The sequence below is a fragment of the Acinetobacter junii genome (genome assembly GCF_018336855.1).
Classification (GTDB): Bacteria; Pseudomonadota; Gammaproteobacteria; order Pseudomonadales; family Moraxellaceae; genus Acinetobacter; species Acinetobacter junii.
This window is the reverse complement of the sequence record NZ_CP059558.1, coordinates 927,607-947,641: the sequence shown is the minus strand read 5'-3', so window position 1 is coordinate 947,641 and position 20,035 is coordinate 927,607. Positions and strand designations below refer to the sequence as shown.

Annotated in this window: 17 protein-coding genes; 1 reads left to right on the top strand and 16 read right to left on the bottom strand. The window is 35.3% G+C overall.

Annotated elements, in window-relative coordinates; translation table 11 throughout:
• From modA to H2677_RS04445, 16 genes are all read right to left on the bottom strand, one after another.
• The gene (gene modA, locus H2677_RS04520) at window positions 1-759 is read right to left on the bottom strand and encodes a molybdate ABC transporter substrate-binding protein (RefSeq protein WP_212639574.1); all 759 of its coding nucleotides are present in this window, start codon (window positions 757-759) and stop codon (window positions 1-3) included.
• A 604-nt stretch (window positions 760-1,363) separates the two neighbouring features.
• Window positions 1,364-1,588 (bottom strand): hypothetical protein, encoded by a 225-nt coding sequence (locus tag H2677_RS04515; RefSeq protein ID WP_212639233.1) that lies wholly within the window; start codon window positions 1,586-1,588, stop codon window positions 1,364-1,366.
• A gap of 119 nt (window positions 1,589-1,707) precedes the next feature.
• A complete protein-coding gene (locus H2677_RS04510; RefSeq protein WP_228260081.1) occupies window positions 1,708-2,085 on the bottom strand; it encodes an NF045616 family extracytoplasmic (lipo)protein in 378 nt (125 codons plus the stop codon).
• A 36-nt stretch (window positions 2,086-2,121) separates the two neighbouring features.
• Window positions 2,122-2,811 carry a zinc protease gene (locus H2677_RS04505; protein ID WP_130575377.1) on the bottom strand — a complete coding sequence of 230 codons (690 nt, stop codon included), beginning with the start codon at window positions 2,809-2,811 and terminating at the stop codon, window positions 2,122-2,124.
• The gene (locus tag H2677_RS04500) at window positions 2,804-3,328 is read right to left on the bottom strand and encodes a PAAR domain-containing protein (protein ID WP_212639232.1); all 525 of its coding nucleotides are present in this window, start codon (window positions 3,326-3,328) and stop codon (window positions 2,804-2,806) included. The genes H2677_RS04505 and H2677_RS04500 overlap by 8 nt, the downstream gene beginning before the upstream one ends.
• Before the next feature lie 32 nt (window positions 3,329-3,360).
• The gene (locus tag H2677_RS04495) at window positions 3,361-4,092 is read right to left on the bottom strand and encodes an OmpA family protein (RefSeq protein ID WP_407929295.1); all 732 of its coding nucleotides are present in this window, start codon (window positions 4,090-4,092) and stop codon (window positions 3,361-3,363) included.
• A gap of 38 nt (window positions 4,093-4,130) precedes the next feature.
• On the bottom strand, window positions 4,131-5,090 hold the full coding sequence (gene tagF / locus H2677_RS04490) for a type VI secretion system-associated protein TagF (protein ID WP_212639230.1): 960 nt from the start codon (window positions 5,088-5,090) through the stop codon (window positions 4,131-4,133).
• 37 nt (window positions 5,091-5,127) lie between these two features.
• Window positions 5,128-8,946 (bottom strand): type VI secretion system membrane subunit TssM, encoded by a 3,819-nt coding sequence (gene tssM, locus H2677_RS04485; RefSeq protein ID WP_212639229.1) that lies wholly within the window; start codon window positions 8,944-8,946, stop codon window positions 5,128-5,130.
• Between the two features lie 28 nt (window positions 8,947-8,974).
• Window positions 8,975-10,393 (bottom strand): hypothetical protein, encoded by a 1,419-nt coding sequence (locus H2677_RS04480; RefSeq protein WP_212639228.1) that lies wholly within the window; start codon window positions 10,391-10,393, stop codon window positions 8,975-8,977.
• Window positions 10,393-11,388, bottom strand: a complete 996-nt coding sequence (gene tssG / locus H2677_RS04475; RefSeq protein ID WP_212639227.1) for a type VI secretion system baseplate subunit TssG — start codon at window positions 11,386-11,388, stop codon at window positions 10,393-10,395. Before tssG ends, H2677_RS04480 begins: the two co-directional genes overlap by 1 nt.
• Window positions 11,352-13,160 (bottom strand): type VI secretion system baseplate subunit TssF, encoded by a 1,809-nt coding sequence (gene tssF / locus H2677_RS04470; RefSeq protein ID WP_212639226.1) that lies wholly within the window; start codon window positions 13,158-13,160, stop codon window positions 11,352-11,354. The genes tssG and tssF overlap by 37 nt, the downstream gene beginning before the upstream one ends.
• A gap of 12 nt (window positions 13,161-13,172) precedes the next feature.
• Window positions 13,173-13,649 carry a type VI secretion system baseplate subunit TssE gene (tssE, locus tag H2677_RS04465; protein ID WP_004913783.1) on the bottom strand — a complete coding sequence of 159 codons (477 nt, stop codon included), beginning with the start codon at window positions 13,647-13,649 and terminating at the stop codon, window positions 13,173-13,175.
• A gap of 80 nt (window positions 13,650-13,729) precedes the next feature.
• Complete coding sequence (locus H2677_RS04460; protein WP_004913785.1) at window positions 13,730-14,233, bottom strand: Hcp family type VI secretion system effector; 504 nt, start codon at window positions 14,231-14,233, stop codon at window positions 13,730-13,732.
• Between the two features lie 55 nt (window positions 14,234-14,288).
• Complete coding sequence (tssC, locus tag H2677_RS04455) at window positions 14,289-15,770, bottom strand: type VI secretion system contractile sheath large subunit (protein WP_212639225.1); 1,482 nt, start codon at window positions 15,768-15,770, stop codon at window positions 14,289-14,291.
• Complete coding sequence (gene tssB / locus H2677_RS04450) at window positions 15,767-16,267, bottom strand: type VI secretion system contractile sheath small subunit (RefSeq protein WP_004952820.1); 501 nt, start codon at window positions 16,265-16,267, stop codon at window positions 15,767-15,769. The genes tssC and tssB overlap by 4 nt, the downstream gene beginning before the upstream one ends.
• Window positions 16,268-16,284: 17 nt before the next feature.
• Window positions 16,285-16,989, bottom strand: coding sequence for a hypothetical protein (locus H2677_RS04445; RefSeq protein WP_212639224.1), 705 nt, complete (start codon window positions 16,987-16,989; stop codon window positions 16,285-16,287).
• Between the two features lie 361 nt (window positions 16,990-17,350).
• Here H2677_RS04445 and tssH point away from each other — a divergent pair, with 361 nt between their 5' ends.
• Window positions 17,351-20,008 (top strand): type VI secretion system ATPase TssH, encoded by a 2,658-nt coding sequence (gene tssH, locus H2677_RS04440; RefSeq protein ID WP_212639223.1) that lies wholly within the window; start codon window positions 17,351-17,353, stop codon window positions 20,006-20,008.
• Window positions 20,009-20,035: the final 27 nt, after the last annotated feature.

Below are 20,035 nucleotides of genomic sequence, written 5' to 3'. Positions count from 1 at the left end.
TTACTTAAGTACGCTAAAACCATATTTTTTAAATACTTTTTTTGCCTGACTGCTTTGTAAAAACTTATAGAATTTCATTGACTCTGTATTCTTCTTTACTAAACCTATTGGATAAATAATAGGTTGATGGGTATTTTCTGGAAATGTTCCAATGATGACGACATTTTTGCTGATCGCTGCATCAGTAGCGTAAACAATCCCTAACTGACATTCACCACGTGCCACAAAGTTTAAGGCTGCACGTACATCTTCTGTTTCCACTAGACGAGTTGAAACCTTATCCCACCAACCGATCGACGTCAAAGCCTGCTTTGCATATTTCCCAACAGGTACACTCTTAGTATCACCTGTACACCATTTACCTTGAACAACCCTAGTGAAATCAAAACTTTTATCTATTTTTAATTTGATTGGACGAGCTTTGGGAGCAATCACTACCAAACGATTACCCAATAAATTCACGTGATCATTTTCCGATACCAACTGTTTTTTTTGCAAATAATCCATCCATTGAACATCTGCTGATATAAAAATATCAGCTGGCGCACCTGCTTCAATTTGTTTGGCTAAAGTTGATGAACCTGCATAAGATGTTTGGATTTGAACTTTATTTTTCTGCTCATAGATCACATCTAATTCATTGATCGCATTGGTTAAACTTGCAGCTGCATATACTGTAACTTTATCAACCGCAAATGCTTGTGTGTGGCTAAATAAGCCGACGCATACAGCCAAAACATATCGGTATTTTTGTATCATCACCAATGGAACGACCTCATCCTCAGAATTCGATATATTCTTGCGAACATATCGCTTAATAAAGATACACTAAAAACAAAAATTCGCTAGCCTTGTTCTTCTTCATAGTCATCTGTTTTTAAAGCTCAATGATCTTAACGATAGGAATCAACATCATCATTTAGTGCAAAAGTCAGTTTCTTAGCAGTTCAGGGCATCATCATATCAATTCCGATACTAGCGATAGATGTTATCATCTAGACCAAACATTCTCTCAATTAATCGTTATCTACTGAAAAATATAACGATAAGCAATATTTTGCTTTTCATCGATTAATAAAATAAAGTATATTTTATATTGATGACCCCACTCTTTTAGACGAGGACGTAAACTGCTTCAATCACTTATCAAAACTGTATATATTTTAATTACACTTAACAATCTCATTTTTTATAGGTTTAACTTAAAATTATTTTTAGATAAACATGAGTGATTAATAAATTCATATTGTCTCAAATATTTACCTTTTTCAATCTCTAGTCTAATTTGTGTTTCTAAACTATTATATTTTAATTTCAATGGGTCAAAACAAAAAATATACTTACTTTTCTTATTAGATATTTTTTAAATCTTCTTCACATATATCAATCGATATTTTTCATCAAAAATATTTTCTTTATATTTAAATGAGCTATCTAACCGTCCAAACTCACTAGCTGCTTTCATATCACTTGTTTTTAGAGCACAAAGCTTATTCCCAGAGAAATCGTAGTTAATGTCCGCCACCTTCTTTTCTTTACAACCTAACAAAAAAGTGAGTAATAAAACTACCGTAATATTTTTGTACATAGCAATGTAAGGCCTCAATCAATATTTTTTTACTTATCTCAGTCTCACAAATATTTAAGTAAATCAATTTCACCGGTTTAGTGATCAAAATTGGATTTTCTATTGGGAGATATCATAAATCAATCACAAGTTGATTTTCCTGGCTCAACATATCTAACTTCTAGCTTATTATCTTTACCCACAACACAAATACTTGTATGAAAGCTTTTATTTGTATCTAAAATAATTTCGTAAGCAACATTATGTTTAATTTCATTTAATGGTATTGCAACGCAATTTTTTTCATCTATAGGTAGAGGGGTACTAGTGTATAGCTTTTCATAAGTACTTTTAAAACCTTTATTGTAGTCGATCCTTCCTAAATAAATAAGGAACGTATTATCAAGACCATAATAAGTTTTAGAATTATTTGTAAATACACATAAATGATCCTGATGAATCGTAACTTCTAATGGACGTGGCCCTTGATTACAAGAAGCAGTTGATAGTACTATCATTAATAAAAATAGAAGCTTGAATTTTTTTCTTATCATTTAAGATCTCGGTAATAATGATTTATCGTAAGGATTCAAAATAAAGTCTCTTAAAATCTTTTCAACATTTCCTAGAAGTTTTAGGCTTTGTCTATGATGTGAGCGATTAGGATTTACATTTTGCAAATAGCATGCATCAAACCAAAATTCTATTAAACGTCCTTGCTGTTCGAAATTAAATTCATTAAATTTTTTTCCTAAGTCGCGACCTAATATATCAGTATCATAAGCTTTTAATTCATTACCCGAATCAGCAGATTGTACTTCTGTGGTATAGCCACCTTTACATAATTGTTTTAGACCTAACCAACCATTCGGTGTTCCTAATTGATACTGCCAAACATGAACCATTTCATGTATAAACCAATGTCGATAGTCTCCAGTTGATTGGCTAAAGTCAGAATTTTTTAGGTAGTCAGATCGAGGTAGCATAATTTCACCAGCAGGTGTCATTGCATTTCCAGTTGCACTATGTAAATAACCTCCTATATGAATCCATACTCTTGAATAATCAATTGCATCTTTGAAGATCAATTGACACATTTTAATTTCACCAGAAGTTAGTTTTCTTTTGGTTTCAATTTTTATTTCTGTTGTTGGAGGTGGTTGATTGTTTTTTAGTCTTGATAATTTTGCTGTTGCATTTGCTACTATTATCTTAGCTGATTGACTTAATGGATCTTTATCCATGTCTATGTTCCTCATAAATAATACTAATATTTATTTCTTCTGCATTTTTATTAGTGACTAGTTCAGTAAAGCCTTGGTTATCAGTTGTACCATGAAGAGTCTCACCATTTTTATCAATTTCATAACAGACGTTACTTAAAGGTTTCCCTGTTAATTCGTCTTTTAACTGAAATCTATGCCCATAATTTTCTGAGTTTAAGAAGTTGTTAGTATTATTATTCTCAGAAAATTTATTAGACCTAGAACCACCCGCATTATCTTGAACAACCAAATTCTGCTTCGGTAACAGCTTACATCCGCAAGATAAAGGATCATTGACTCGTGCTGCTGCCTTGCCCATGACTTGCATATTCGGGTCACCAGCAATAATTGTTGCAACAGTCTGATGCTTTGGACAAGTTGCCTTATCCCCAATACAAGCTATTGGGATACCTTCGATGAGAAAGCTAGCATTTCCTGTAATCACTTGACCACCGCCTGTTGTAGGACAACCAATGACAATATAAGGTGTTGCCATAAAGTAATTACTCCGCTAAATAAGTAAAATCTTCAAAGTACTTCAAACTCTATTCGCCGGTTCTTCTTACGACCATCAGCAGTTGCATTATCTGCAACAGGTTGGCTTGAGCCTTTACCTTCTGTACTTAAACGTTCTGCGGCGATACTTTTAGCAACTAAATAACTTTGTACAGCTGCCGCACGCTCTTGACTCAATACAGTATTTTTATTGGCATCACCTGAACTATCCGTATGACCAATAATTTTGACTTTTTTGCTACCTACTTTATTAAGAGCAATTGCCATTTCATCTAGAATTTTTTTACCAGCAATAGTCAAAATTGCACTGCCAGACTCAAATTCAATAATTCGATTCTTCAAAGCATCATCAATTATTTTTTGCTCTGCATGATTCACTGAAAGCTGAGCATTAAAGCGATAAGGTTGTTGAACTAATGATTGAAAACTACTAGTTGTAGGTTGAATTTGACTTGAATCAGTCATTTTACCCGTCAAGTCCACCTGAGTACCTTTAACTCTCAACTGCCCTTGTGAAATCTTCTTCAAATCAGGAGTAATCACTCGAGCAACTGAATCACTCCAGTCAGATGGTGCAGAAACTGGACGAACCTGTATTTTATCTACGACTTGATCAGTGCCATATACCGATTGCATTTTCATTAAAATTGCTTGTTTACTAGCCTCATTTGGAACTACGCCCTCAATTACTACAGGAGCTGAATAAGTAAAATTACTAAATACAGTGATAACAACACCGAGCATTAAGCTTGACCACACATGATTCACATTATTTCTCATATTTATTCTTCTAAAAAAGTTTGTCTGAAAAGTTTTAAACCTTGATTAAGGCTAAGTTGTCTTTGACACAAAGATTGCTCTAAAGTTGCTAGACCTGCATTCTGCTCTAAATACGCATCGATCCATTGTGCTTGGATAAGGGATACCCAATGCTCGCTCTGCATGTTTTGAATAAAGATATCACTGAGTGCCATGATGTCAGCGCCTTGAAAACCCACAAATAAAATCGGTTGTTCTCTATGCAAGGTACCAATCAAAATTTCAGCATTCATCGTTTTAAGAAATTGACCAATCATTCCAACCCATAAAGTCGCGATTTCATAGCAATACATTGGATTATTAATGGGAAGAATAAGCACTTTATTTAAACGGCTAGTACCATTTTTTAATATTGGCTGAAGTAAAAGCCCCAAACCTATCATGCTCTGCGCCAACTCATATACATTGATTTTCATCAATTGAGCAAAGGAATGCATCGTATGATTTTCATAAAAGGTCTTACATTCTTCATCACTAAAAATCCGAACAGAACTAGGTAAGTTATTTAATTTATCAAGCATAATATTGGTATCACTGATGCTGCGTAATACCTTATTCCTCTGAAATAAATCCACTAAGACAGACTTATAATAGAATGGTGCCCACAATAAATTTTGATAGGGTTTTTCTACTTCGACCAACTGACTAAGTACCATTGGAAAAGCACGACCAGAGCTATCTTGACTTGCAATCATATTTGCAGCCAAAAACATAGACTCTGCAGGGTTAGCGATAAAAAAATCTAATGAGGGCAACGACTCATATCGTTGTCTGAAATCATGGCAACGCATAGCTTGCTCAAGTGCTTCAGTAATCCACTGATCAAGTACCTGAATTAAAGCATGTTGTCCTTTAGACTTCAGAAAATCTCCTCGAGAAGGCGTTTTACCATAATATAAAGGTGTTGTTTTTACTTGAAGCATGTTGATACTCCAAGTAGTTTTCTGTGCAAATCTAAGATCATGGCGTGACTCCATTACTTGATTGCGTATTGCTGCTAATCGAAGGCTGACTTACAGTTGCACTAACTGGTGTTACTTGTGCAGAAACGACTCTCACTGCTTTGTCCGTAACAACTTTATCTACTAGCTGTAAGCCAGCGTAGCCACGACTTGAACCTATGCTGCCTGAGCTATTACCACTGATCAGACGGAAATTTACTTTCAGCCATAACGAAGGTTCTGCTTTGCTGATCCAAGTCATTTCAAAACTACCATTTTGTTCTTTTCGCTGTGCAGCATCGATCAAACGGTTAATGCCATACTCTCCTGGTTCTTCGAATATCGTATGAGTTTTTCCTTCCAAATCCACAGCAGTAATACGCGCACCAGGAATTGCACCTTGATTCGGCCATACGAAGTTCACCCATTGTTGAATGCCATTTTCAAACACCATACGTTGACCATCGATATCAATGGTATATGACAAAAACTGAGGATTCTGTAATGGATAGAATTGAAAGTTTGACTGATTTGAAACAGGTGCAGCTGTAGGTTGATCTAGGCTTCCTGTCGCCATTCCATTGATAGGTGCCACATATTGCTGAAATGCCATCACAAATTGTGGGTTTAGACTAATTCCCAAATCTTTCCACGTCTTAGAAGTCAAGACATAACCACGGCGGATCACAAATGGATCTAAAGCCTCTTTCACAAAACGTGCGATACTCCCCGTTTCTCCAAAGATTTGAGCTATTTCATTACTGGTAGCTTGTAATGTCACACCAGAATTAAATGGATATTTTGGGGCTAAATTCGTTTTGAAAGGTTGATAAGCTTGAATACTCCACAATTTATTCAACTCATCCTGAGTCGGTGAAATCAAACTAGAAAATGATTGCGTCAATGGACTGATCAATAACTTTTGAATTAATTGCTGATCAGTATCCTTAAGACCGACCATCATCTTTTCATCTACATACTTCTGCGTAATATTAAATACCGATGTTTGTTCATTAATAGTCTGTTTTACGAGTGCCATTGCACTAGGACCTATCTCACCTGCTGTTTTTAAATCATTAAATTTACTGCGAACTTGAGCGAGGTTGTTCATATACTCATCAAATAATGATTTATCTTGCAAATCATCACGTTTACGTACCAGTTGATAGAACATTTGATATTCTTGAGAAATGACACCTTGTGCTTTATCTACTGCTTGAGCAGCTACTTTATCATCTGAATTATTTAAGACCTTGCGCTTAAACCATGCTACAAAACCTTTTTCTGGTACGGCCAGTTCAGCCTGCACAATAGGATTATCCCAATTTGTTTCAATGGCTATACGTTGTAGCAGTGTACGAATTGGCGAGTTTTGTGGCTCTCCCAAAATATCAATACTCTTGACTTGCTGAGAAAATTGCTCTGCTTTGGCATAATGAATACCATTCAGGAATTTCTTCCATTCCATTACGTATTCTTGCTTATATAGAGCAACTAATTGCTTGCGAATCTGTTCTGGACTACCTGAAAAAGTTAAGTCATCTGATTGACGACTATTTAGCACCCAATCTTTACTATCTGTCGGTTTATTCGCAGCATCATCAATTGCTTTTTCAACATATTCATCCCATGCTTTTTGGGTAAATACACCTGGCAATGCATAACTTCCTAATACAATCCCACGATTTTGCTCACCAACAATTTGTCCAACAGTAATCGCTGGGAAGCGTACTGCTGCACGCATTTTAATCTCGTTATAAACTCGATCACGCGCTGGCATACCGCGAATTACAGACAATAAGACTTGACGCGTTTGATCAACCACCTGTGCATCCGTTTCTAATACAGGGAAGCCTTCTTGATTAGCTAGGGTCATCGCATAGGAGAGAATCTTCTCCGCATCTTGGATCATCTCACCACGCGGCATTTGTCCACGATTAGCATCTAACCAAGAACGCCAGAAACGCGACACTTGGTCACTTAAATGACTAGTATCCATATATTCATGGTTACTCATCATTAAATACGCTTTTAATGCATTATAGGCATCTTGAGGATTACTATCTGATGGCTCTAAATATTGCTGGTTTTTGGAAACCTGTTTAATTTCGACATTGACATGATTGGCTTTTAAAGTCGCTTCATTATTTTTTACACGTTGTAAATAGTGTGCAATGTTTTGCTGCGTAGGCATCAAGACAATCTGTTTAATACCTTTCAAGTACTCGGCTTTTAGACTTTCACGTAGTTGATTACCTTGATACAAACCAAAACTAAATTTTAAGGGACGATTGTCATCGAACTCATCTAACTGTTGCAAACGTTCTTGCAAAATCAACAAAGCTTCGAGTTGAGTTGATAATTGCTGCCCAGAACTTTTTTCCAAGTGTACGACTTTATCTAGGTCTGCTTGTACATCAGCAATCAATTGCTGATTATTGCGATATGACCAAACCCAAACACCTAAAATGAATGAAACACCAATAAGTGCGGCAATAAAACCTATATAACGTTGACGCTTTTTTGCTGGATTAATATGCTGTTTGACAAGATCTTTATCACGCAAAATCACGTTTGAGAAAAGACCTTGTAAAAAGTAACCATGATTCGGTGAAATCGAAGGACTTACACTCCCCACATCCTGATTTTGAATTTGCTGTAAATGGAATTCTTGGGCAATATTTTCTGTCATAGGACTTTCAATAATGCCCTCTTGTAATGCACTGGTAAAATAAAAACCGCGAAAAACAGGTTGGAACTGATATGGATTATCCTCGAATAAAGTTCCAATAAAGCTTTTTAAAGCTGGTTTTAAAGTTTTAAATTCCAGTGGAAATGTCATTACACTTGGCGAGATATTTTGAGAATGACGACGACTCAAATGAGTGGTACTGACGCTTTTTAAACCGTCATAAAGAATGTTGTAATGCTTTTCAAATAACTCGACTGCATTATTCGATGAGTTCTGTTCATAAGGTAATGTTGCACCCCAAGCTTGATTGTATTCTTGGGACTCATAACAATCAAAAAACTCAGTAAATCCAGCAATTAAATCCATTTTTGAAAAGACCAAATAAATAGGCACTACAACTTCTAACTTCTCTGTTAAATCTTGAATACGGGCACGTAAATTTTTGGCTAATTTCAATGATTTTTCAGGGCTTTGACTGATTAATTCAGCAATACTGACAATTACAATTAAGCCATTCACAGGTGCTTTTGAACGATTTTTCTTTAAAATATTTAAGAAACCTAACCATTCAGAATGATCTTCAGAATAAACTGAATAGCGACCTGCCGTGTCTAAAAGAATTCCTTCAGTGGAAAAAAACCAATCACAATTACGTGTTCCACTTAATCCAGCCGAAACCATTTTTTGATGCGTTTCTTCAAATGGAAACTTCAAACCTGAGTTATAGATTGCAGAACTCTTACCTGCCGCAGGGTTACCAATCACCATATACCAAGGTAATTCGTATAAAGCTGCATTGCCTTTTTTATCCCCTAACTTGGATTTACGAATCAATTGAATTGATTCTTTCATTTGCTGATGAATTAACTGTAGTTCAGCTTTATCTTTATGTTGACCATATTCAGCTTGGCTATCCTTTTCAATCGCATTAGCAAGTTCTTCACCTTGTTCTGCATGATGCTTTCTTTGGATCAGCCAATAAATGCCATAAACCATTAGACCTAGTACATAACATGCTGCTAATACCCAAAAAAGCTGGCGTGGAATAGAGGAATATGAAGAAATCAGTGCCACAAATAAAGATAAAGCAATAATAGCTTTAGGATTCGTGATGTACTGCCATAGATAACCTAAAATGATATACATTGAGTTCTCGAATTCTTAATAAAGTTAATCAATCAGCAATTGCTACACTGTCCTGATCAGGGGTGATCTCAGGAACGGTCTGGATAAATGCTTTTAAATTTTGTGAATAAACAAACGCAAGATTTTGATCTGAAAGATGCGCCCCAAGCATTAGACCGAAAATTTTTGCGATACTTTGTGTATGACCTGCAATAGGTTTGCAATACAAATAATGGTGTTGCTCTATCGGACTTTGTGCAAAAAATTGCTCAAGATTTTTAATGACCTTAATTTCTGTAACATCTTCAACCACCAATACAAAGGGCTCTTCTGCTTGATATTGTGGTAAATCATGTATATCTAACTCTTTAAATATTTGATCCAAACTATTTTGATCTGTTACTAGCTTTAATTTTTTTAAAGGATGTTGTTGTTCCAATTGCATAGCTGGGGAAGCTAAACAGCTACTCCCTATAAACTCTGCAGGAATATAGGAATGATTAATCCAATACTTCTCATCAACAAACTCCTGATCAATTTCAGAATCTGCAACAATCATGAATGTAATTTCATGTGCTTGATTTTGAATACGACTTAGAACTTCTATGAGGTTGGATTCAGCAGATTCACTACTGAGATAGTGATACTCAATATGAAACTTCTGAGGAATCATTCCTAATTCAAACAAGGTTTTTTGAATACTTTCATTACAGATTTGGTCATTCCAAATATGAACTAAATCTTCAGATAATAAGATGTGTATATTGAATTGATCTAAACGATAAACTGGCTCAATCTCAACTGCTTCACTTTCATCTTCCACAGAAAAACTAGGATCAGTCCATGCCGGATGCATACGATATTCATGCAAATTTTGGCTTTCATAAAACAAACTAGATCGCTTCAGATGGTTGGAAATTGAATCTAAAAGCTCCACATGTTGATCGATTTGATGATGAATCATTGCCATGATTCGCTGTTGTCTTACAGACAAAGATACTAACTCTTCTTCTTGTTCTTGGTTCTCAACCTGCTGATCTAACTCATTTATTCGATAGGATAAAATTGGCAACCCATGATGATTAAGTAAATGAGGATCTAATTGTGGACTGGTAAATGCACGAATTCCATCTAATATCACCTCATTCTCACCTATTGAGTTGTAAGCAGTATTTGCAAATAAATTTAACTCAATCCATTTACTTTCTTTTACTGTAGATAGAGATTCAGCAATTATCTCTTGCTCAGATGGCAAGATATTTTCATTCTTATTTTTATAATACGTATATGACTTAAAAATCAGCCATGGTAAGAGTAAAATAACAGTGACAACACAAGGTAAGATTAATAAATAATTAATTAAATCAGCATATTGTGGTTGATATTCCACATCACGCCAATAATAAATAATAATCAATCCAACAAAGATAAAACTGCTAATCAAAGCCGCTAAAATTTTCTTCAACATTATGCAGCCCCTACAAGTGCATAACGCGTTTCATTGTTATGATATAAACATTCAATAGAGCTTAAAAAAGCACCATGACCTAAACCCATTTGATGATTTGAGTTCAAATACATGGGTACAACATCAGTTTTATCTAGAATTAATCGCACATCGATAAATAAAGTCGGACTACACCAAGTCTGAATGAGATGTTTCAGTTTCTTATTTAATGACTGATTGGGTAAAAATTCTAAATATTGCTCTCGGCTTAAAGGTCCGATCTGAATTTCTATTTTTCCATTAATTTGCTGAACCGTGTCACCACAAAAAGTATTTAATCCCAACAAACTAGGATTAGTTCCTCCTAAACAAGTCTTCTGTTCATCTTCAAGTTTAAACTTTTCTTTGATGAATTCTTGAATATGCACTTGTGTATCAAAGACACAGCTCAGCACTGTTTTTAAAGCATGGGCAGTATTGTTTTGCCCCTGCATTAAACCTGAGAATTCTGCAAAATATTCATCTAAATCGTGTTGTTCATGTTGAGAGCTTATGTAACCGTTTAATGCATGAAGTATATTTAAGTAATGATTAGTAGGTTCAATTTCGTAACGAACCGCCAAATTATAAACTAAACTTGCATCGACATATTTCGCGGTTAGCTTATGATTAAATAAACCTAGAAATGCTTTGATCTCTTGTCGTTGTTGCCTATTACTTTGTTTTAATTTATTCGTATATGTATAAGGTAAAGCACCTTGCGTCCCCGTTAAACCAACCACTAAGTTTGTCAGTTCAATTCGAGAGTCTGTATATTGAAGCGTTTCAATCTCTGTAGCTGGAAAACTTAAACTGAATGATGTTTCAAATTTAAAATCATCAGCCCAATTCTGCTGAGATAAAGGACGATTAGAATGACGCAATAACCGTGTTGATTGAACAAACTCAAAAGCACTTGGTTTTGTAAATATATGATCAACTACAGAAGAGTCTTGCCACCAACGTTCTGAACGCATTGGTATATCTCCTGTTGATTAAGACTATCTTTCACTAGCACATCGACAAAGCTATTCATTTGAACCTTAAGATTAAAAATATGGCTCAATAATTGGCTAAAGATAAAAAGGCTGTGTCCACGAAAAACGCGATTATCGACTGTTAGCTCAGCCCTCACACCTCGAACAAACATAGGAAAGGGTTTGGAATTGACTAATTTATTTGTGGTTGAAAATGTGAGCTGTGAAACAGCATCAATCAAAAGAATGTTTTCTTTGGAATGTGGCAAATTGTACAAAGCCAAAAGCTCTTTTACATGACTTAAAGCATCCCCCTTCATCAAAGCTAATGTATTCAAAGAAAGATGTGAAATAATGCGCCATTGTTCATTGCTATTTTTATCAAAAGAATAAGGTGAAGTTGGTCGTTTTAAAATTAAAGCTCTTCTTGCCAAACTACTATCATTCAAATTTAGAATATTATTGGTTTGGCTGAGCGCTTCATGGGGTAAATCACCATTTGAGCAAAGTAACTTTGTACTAATGAAATCTGATTTAATCTCATATGGTTTTAAATGCTTGGAAACAATCGAATAGCCGATCTGTGTATTTTTACTTGATGAAGGTAAATAGCTAAGCGAGTAAAAGAACTGAGCCTTATTATTGTGATAATGACTCATCGCAAAAAAAGGTAATACAGGAAAATGTGTCTGTTCCTGATTATTTTTTTCACGAATCATATTCATTTCAAGAATCGAATAGACTTGGTACAACTCTGGGTGATGTGCATCAGTCATCAAGCTATAATTTAGCTGTGTATGTGAAATTTTTTGTGGCTCAGCTTGTTTTTCAAATAAATTAATTGCAGGTACAGTAAATAATTTGAAATTAGCGATATTTAACTCTGAATAGTTACGAACAACAGCCTGATCATTCAAATTAAGCTTCAAATGAATCAAAAGCTCAAAAGTATTTTGCTGAACCAATACATCTTTCAAAACACTTAGGTTTAAATTCAAATAATTAAATTTCTCAGGAAAACAAAAATATTCCATCAATAATCGATAAGCATGATGTGTATGCTGATCAACAGGTAATAGACTTTCTTCCTCACTAAAGCCCATCACTTTAAAAGGATTTTCTATACGACTGAGTTGATGACCTACTCTTATTGAAAAAGATGTATCTTTACGAAAGATGCTATCTAATACTTGGAGTGGGAAATTAGATATTGCATCTAAATAAATAGGTAATGTTTCATTTACCAGCCATTGCTGAGCATCATTAAAGATTTCAAATTTAAGACTCAACGTCGCATTCTGATTTAGATGCATATGAGTGCTAGGTGAAGTTTGAAACTCTAAATCAATTAAAGATATCGGTAACAATCGAACCTGATTGGTTGTATTAAACTCACATTGAACACCTTTGAAACTACGCGACTTTAATGATGTTTTTTTGGGGATGATATGAGCTGATGTTAATTGCTTTAATTTATTAGCATCTTCAAAGCTTACTACTGTGCATGCAGGAAAATGTCTCAGATATTGAGGGAACATCACCTCAAATAATGCATGTGTAAAAACCTCATAACTATCTGCAAGCTTCTTATCAATACGAGCAGCAATCAATGAAAAAGCTTGAATTAAACGCTCAATGTGCGGGTCATCAATTTGCTCTTGGTTCAAAGATAACCGTTGAGCAATCTTAGGATACTTTTGTGCAAACTCTCTAGCCTGTTGACCAAACTCTTGTAGTTCTTTTTCATAATAAGGTAAAAGTTGTTCGATCACGATTTGCTCACACTACGTTCTAGCTGAAATTACATATTGTTGTGTTGTCGGTTTAAGCAAAGCATCAAAAAAAACAGGCTCGTATAATGGGTGGATATTTAAATAAGCTTGAATACTCAAACACAATGACCCCATGTTATGGCCATCTAACAACATCTCTACTTTGATTTGTCTAAGTCTAGGTTCATGTGCAGTGATAGATTGCTCAATAGATTGACAGATCTTATCTCGGTCTAAAGGATTAGCTGTTGATAGTCCAACAAAGTCAATAATTCCAAACTGTAAAATAGATTTCTTAGCCAATGGATATTGATCTATATCTTGAGCAAATTGCGCCGTTCTGCTATTTAATAAATCCTCTAGATCATGTGCCACCGATTCTCTTAATTGCTGAATCGACATCCCTCGTAAATAATCTTCTTGCTCTGGTACTAAACGATCAAATAATGTTGATCGGAATCCATAAGGATATAAATGATCTAAATTCATTTTTATAAGAACATAATTTTTAGTGGAAATAGAGGTTAATCACAGATCTATTAACCTCTATTAGAAACTCACAAACTATATTAAGCAGCGTAAGATGCTGTATTGTTAGAAAGTGACCATTTCTTAGTAACAGCACCTTTTGAAGTACCATTAATATCTTGTTGGTTATACGTCCATTCTACAGCAGCATATTTCAAACCAAATGCTTCAGTTGGAACACCTTCTTCATTAACAGTTGGAGTTACGCTTGAAACAAGTACATGTTTTAATTTGATTTGTAAGTATTTAATGCGTTTATCGCCATTTGCTCGGTAGAAATCAATCTGTACCTCATCAAATGTATAACCTGCAGAACATGCTTCCCATAATTTAGGACTAGTCGCATCCAAGTCTTTCACAAAAATCATATCTGAATGCTCGACACGTTCAGCAGTATGACCACCAACACTACTTGAAGTAGCTGATTTTGGTTGACGGATATTATGAGACCAAGAATTAACTTCTAACCAGCCTTTATGTTCTGAGTCACGAGATTCGCCATCTACTTTATATTTGCCGCGAAACTCGATATAAATATCTTTCATTTAAAACTTACCTCTATTTAATTTATTTAAAGTTATTATCTAGCTGATCTCATTGTTAATTTGAGGATTGCGGCAGTTCAGTGACCAATCGCAAAGAAACAGACAATTCATCCAGCTGGAAATGTGGTCTCAAGAAAACCACGGATTTGTAGTGCCCTGGTTGAGCAGGATCTTCTACAACTTTTACAGATGCTTCACGAAGCGGATATTGTGCTTTTGCTTCTTGAGAGGCACCGTCATCAAGTAATACATATTGAGAGAGCCAGTCATTCAAAAAGGCTTCAACATTACCTGCAGATGCAAAACTTCCGACTTTATCTCGCATCATTGCTTTTAAATAATGTGCGATACGTGATACAGCCATGATGTATTGAATTTGACTCGAAAGTGCTGAGTTGGCATTTGCTGTATCGTTATCATATTTCTTTGGTTTTTGTGTTGATTGCGCACCAAAGAACGCTGCATAGTCCGTATTTTTGCAATGGACTAATGGTATAAACCCTAGATCACTTAATTCTTTTTCACGGCGATCTGTAATTGCAATTTCCGTAGGACACTTAAACACAACTTCGCCATCAGAGGTTTTAAAGGTATGTACTGGCAAACCTTCAACTAATCCCCCACCCTCAACACCACGAATCGCTGCACACCAGCCATGAGAATCAAATGCGTTCGTCAAACGTGTACCAAATGCATATGCCGCATTCATCCATAAATAATCATCATGGTTTTCCCCAGAAACATCTTCAATAAAATTAAAGCCTTCTGTCACGGTACCTTCTTTGGGATGGTATGGTAATCGACCTAATACATGCGGCATCGTTAATGCGACATAACGCGAATCTTCGCTATCACGGAACGAACGCCATTGCACATATTCTGCTGTTTCAAAAATCTTAGACACATCACGAGGACGATCAATATCAGTAAATGATTCAAGACCTAAAATATTAGGACTGGCCGCAGAAATAAATGGAGCGTGCGCAGCCGCAGCCACATGTGAAATTTGCTCCAATAAGTACATATCAGACGGTGTACGATCAAATTCGAAATCGCCAATCAATGCTGCATAAGGTGCGCCACCAAAAGAACCATATTCTTCTTCATAGATTTTTTTAAATAATGTACTTTGGTCAAAATCTGTTGCACCCTGAAAGTCTTTAACCAATTCTTTTTTGGTTGTATTCAGCATACGTATTTTGATCATCGGATTGGATGGAGTTTCTTGGCAAAAATAATATAAGCCTCGCCAAGTTGACTCAATTTTTTGAAATTGCTCATGATGCATAATTTGACTAAGTTGTTGTGAAATCAACGCATCAATTTCAGCAATTCGCTTATCAATCGACAAAGTCATGTTCTCAGAAACAGTTATCGTTCCCGCCATGACTTCCTTGGCTAACTCACCAATCAAACTTTTTGCACGAATATGTTCATCATCATTACGAGCGATACGGCTTTGTTCAACAATCGAGTCAAGCAAATTTTCTGATTCTACAGCTACATTATTTACGGCTAAGGCATTTAAATTATTCACTTTTCAGCCTCCACACTTAACTGTCGAACTTGGTCCGTATTCTTTAGTACTTCGTCAAGTAAATCTTCTAATCGCTCACTATTTGAGATCTTATTGCGTAAATCTGTTAGACGCTCACGTGCCTCAACCAACTTACGTAATGGATCAACTTGCTGCACCACTTGTTCAGGTCTAAAATCTTCCATTGAATTGAAGGTAAGGTCGATCGACATACGCCCACCTTCATCTGTTAAAGTATTTTCCACATCAAAAGCTGCTCGCGGAGCCAAAGACTCCATAACTTCATCAATATTGTCTAAATCAACATTAATAAACTTCTTATCTTTAAGCTTCGTTTTGTCTAATTCAGATGCTGCAGAAAAGTCACCCATCACTCCCACAACGAAAGGTAATTCTTTTGATTCTTTACCATCTCCAACTTCAACATCATATGTAAGCTGCACACGTGGTGGTCGAATACGTTGTAATTTTTTCTGAACACTTTCTCTTTTTGCCATAGCTTTAATACCTTTGATTATTGTTTCAACGCATCGAATGGACTAGCACTCGTTTTCTGCACAACTGCATTTGATTGTTTATTTACACCAGATGGTGCCGTTGTTTGACGCTTTGAATTAACTGTTTGATTGACAACTTTTCGAACTGGCTGGATTACTTGCACTCTCTGCTTATTAGAAATACGGCGTGTATTGTTTATTTGCTGCATTTCTTTTTTTAAAGACTCATCCGTTATGGCTTTGATGTTGGATGTATCAGGTGCAGGTTGTGCTATTCGGATATTTTCACTGAGCTGCTTTGCGGGCGGATAAGTTAAATCATTACTCAAATATCGCATTTCCGCACCTTTCATATGCTGCAATGCACCATTGGCGATTTCAATACTTGAGAGAAAAACAACATCTGTAAGTGTTGCACCACGCACATTTTGTTGCTGCAACTGATTAGCCAAAGTCAAGGCATTCATCGGTTGCTTCAACTCATACATTCGCATCGCAGCCTGAGCCAGCAGATCATTTGTTTGCTGTACGCTCGGTTTATCACATATTTGTTGATATAAACCCAACAAAACCTGATCCGTTTGGTTCGCTGCCAATGGATTCTGTTTGATACATTTACTTTTTAATTTAATCGGCTTTATTTGTTGATCCGATGCATAAACAGAGCTGTCTACCAGACAGATCATTATATAAAGGACTGATATTAAAATACCTTTTCTCAAAATACGCCTCATAATTATTTAAGTTATAATTGAAGAGCTGACAATTATTGTTAAAAAACCCTCTTACTCGTCAATTTTTTCGCTTTTGGAACATTTTGGCGAATTTAACAAAAAAAGCACATACAAAGTCAACAGTAGTTACGTTTATTAACATTAAAAATTTATTTAAATATTTTCATATAAAAAATATGGAAAAATTTTTGTTTAAAAGTGACAATTTTTGTTGTAGAATAATCTGTATACCCACTAAGGGTTAATATAAGCAATTGATTTTAATTATGATATTAAACAAATAATATCATAAAACCCAAACTAAAAAATCCATCAAAAATTTGGTTTTATAAAAATTTGTGGGCTACAAATGAACAATCTCAAGGTTTTAATTTCAAAATTATCATTTCCAACTCGATCAGCATTAGAAAAATCCGCAAACTACTGTATTAACCAATTAAATTATGAAATTGAAATTGAGCATTTGTTCACAGAATTATTAAACCAAGAAAAACCAAATGATTTAATTATTTTATTTAATAAAAATAATATATCTAGCGAATTATTAACTAATGATTTAAAAGAAACTATTCAATCTCTACCCAAAGGAAATACAAGAACTCCTATTTTTTCTAAATCAATTATTCGATTGCTTGAGCAAGCTTGGTTGTTAGCATCAGCAGATGAAAATCCTCTTATTCGAAGTAGCCATTTATTAATTGCACTATTAACAGCTTCAGATTTACAGCAAATTGCATCACGAGCATCTAGTCTTTTCGAACTATTCCCTATAGATACGATGAAACATAAGTTTCTAGAATCATGTGAAAAAAGTAGTGAAAATCAGATAGATGATAGGATCAGTGATTCAGAAAGAATTACTTCAAAAAAAATAGATTTTTCAAAAACTCAGATCAAAACACCTGCTTTAGATCAATATACAATTAACCTCACTCAGAAAGCTAAACAAGGTGATATTGATCCTGTCATCGGTCGTGAGCATGAGATAAGACTTATGCTAGATATTCTGATGCGTCGTCGCCAAAATAATCCAATTTTGACGGGAGAACCTGGCGTCGGTAAAACGGCTGTTGTTGAAGGACTCGCTTTAAAAATAGCTCAGGGTTTTGTACCTGATGCTCTTAAAAAAGTTCAATTACATGTTCTTGATATGGGTTTATTACAGGCAGGTGCGAGTGTCAAAGGTGAGTTTGAAAATCGTTTAAAGCAAGTTATTCAAGAAGTTCAAACATCAACTCATCCGATTATTCTGTTTATTGATGAAGCTCACACATTGATTGGTGCGGGTGGTCAAGCTGGTCAAAATGATGCTGCAAATTTACTTAAACCTGCATTAGCCCGAGGTGAACTAAGAACAATTGCAGCAACTACTTGGGCTGAGTACAAACAATATTTTGAGAAAGATGCTGCACTAAGTCGCCGTTTTCAAGTCGTTAGAGTTGAAGAACCTACTGAAGAAGTCGCAATCGATATGTTGCGAGCTATGATTCCAGTCATGCAAGATCATTTCAAACTTGAAATTGATGACCAAGCAATTACTACTGCTGTTCATTCATCACATCGTTATATCACTGGTCGTCAACTTCCAGATAAAGCAATTAGTGTTTTAGATACAGCAGCAGCTCGTGTTGCACTGACACAAAATGCGCAACCCGTTATGTTAGATCAATTAAAAGCACAACTGCATAATCTTCAGTTAGAACAAAACATTTTATTGAGCGAACATCAACAATTTCCTATTCATCATGAGCGCCTAGATGAACTCGATCAACAACTTATAAGCTTAGTAGCTGAAATCAAAGAACTAGAGATTCGCTGGGAAAAAGAACTTAATTTAGTAAAACAAATTCAAACTCTCAGTCTGCAAGATCAGACACAAACTCAAATCACTTCATTAAGAGATGAATTAAAAAAATTACAAGGACAAACTCCTTTAGTGTATGAACGTGTTAATACTCAGATCATTAATCAAATAATTTCTGATTGGACTGGAATCCCTATTGGCAATATGGTGAATGATGAAATTAAACAAATATTAAGTCTTGAAGATAAGCTCAGTGAACGTGTCATGGGACAAGACTATGCACTATCTCAATTGGTTCAAGGTATTAAAACATCGAGAGCAAAATTAGAAGATCCGAATAAACCCCAAGGTGTATTTCTACTCATTGGGCCTAGTGGGGTAGGAAAAACCGAAACTGCATTAGCTTTAGCAAATGAGTTATATGGTGGCGAACAGCATTTGATTACGATCAATATGTCTGAGTATCAAGAAGCACATACTGTTTCATCATTAAAAGGGGCTCCTCCAGGTTATGTGGGTTATGGTCAAGGTGGTGTCTTAACCGAAGCAGTTCGACGTAACCCATACAGCGTTGTACTGTTAGATGAAATCGAAAAAGCACACAGTGATGTTCAAGAACTTTTCTACCAAGTTTTTGATAAAGGGACATTAGAAGATGGTGAAGGTCGTGTCGTAGATTTTAAAAATACGATCATCTTACTCACCTCGAATACTGGTTCCAGTGCGATTATGCAATCATGTTTAAATCAACCTGTTGCCGAATGGCCAAGTGCAGAAGGTTTGATTGAACACTTAAAACCTAGTTTATATAAACAATTCAAACCTGCATTCATTGGTCGTATGCGTATTGTGCCTTACTTTCCTCTGCATGATGACTTACTTATTCGTATTATCAACCACAAGTTAAACAAGATTGTAAATCGCATAGAAAAACAATATTCAACGACTGTGCAATATTCTGAAAGCCTCGTTGAGTTACTTTTAAATCGTTGCACAGAAGTTGATAGTGGTGCCAGAAATGTAGACAACATTCTCAATTCAACAGTTTTACCATCACTTGCAACTGAAATATTAATCGCTTTGGCTGAGCACAAACTACCCAAGTTAATTGTGATCGATACTAAAGATGATGAAATTATTTATCAGTTAGACCCTCGTGAAAAAAACACAAAAAAACGTTCAAGCAAAAAATTGAAAGCTTAAATATAAGACTGAGCCAGCATTGTGACA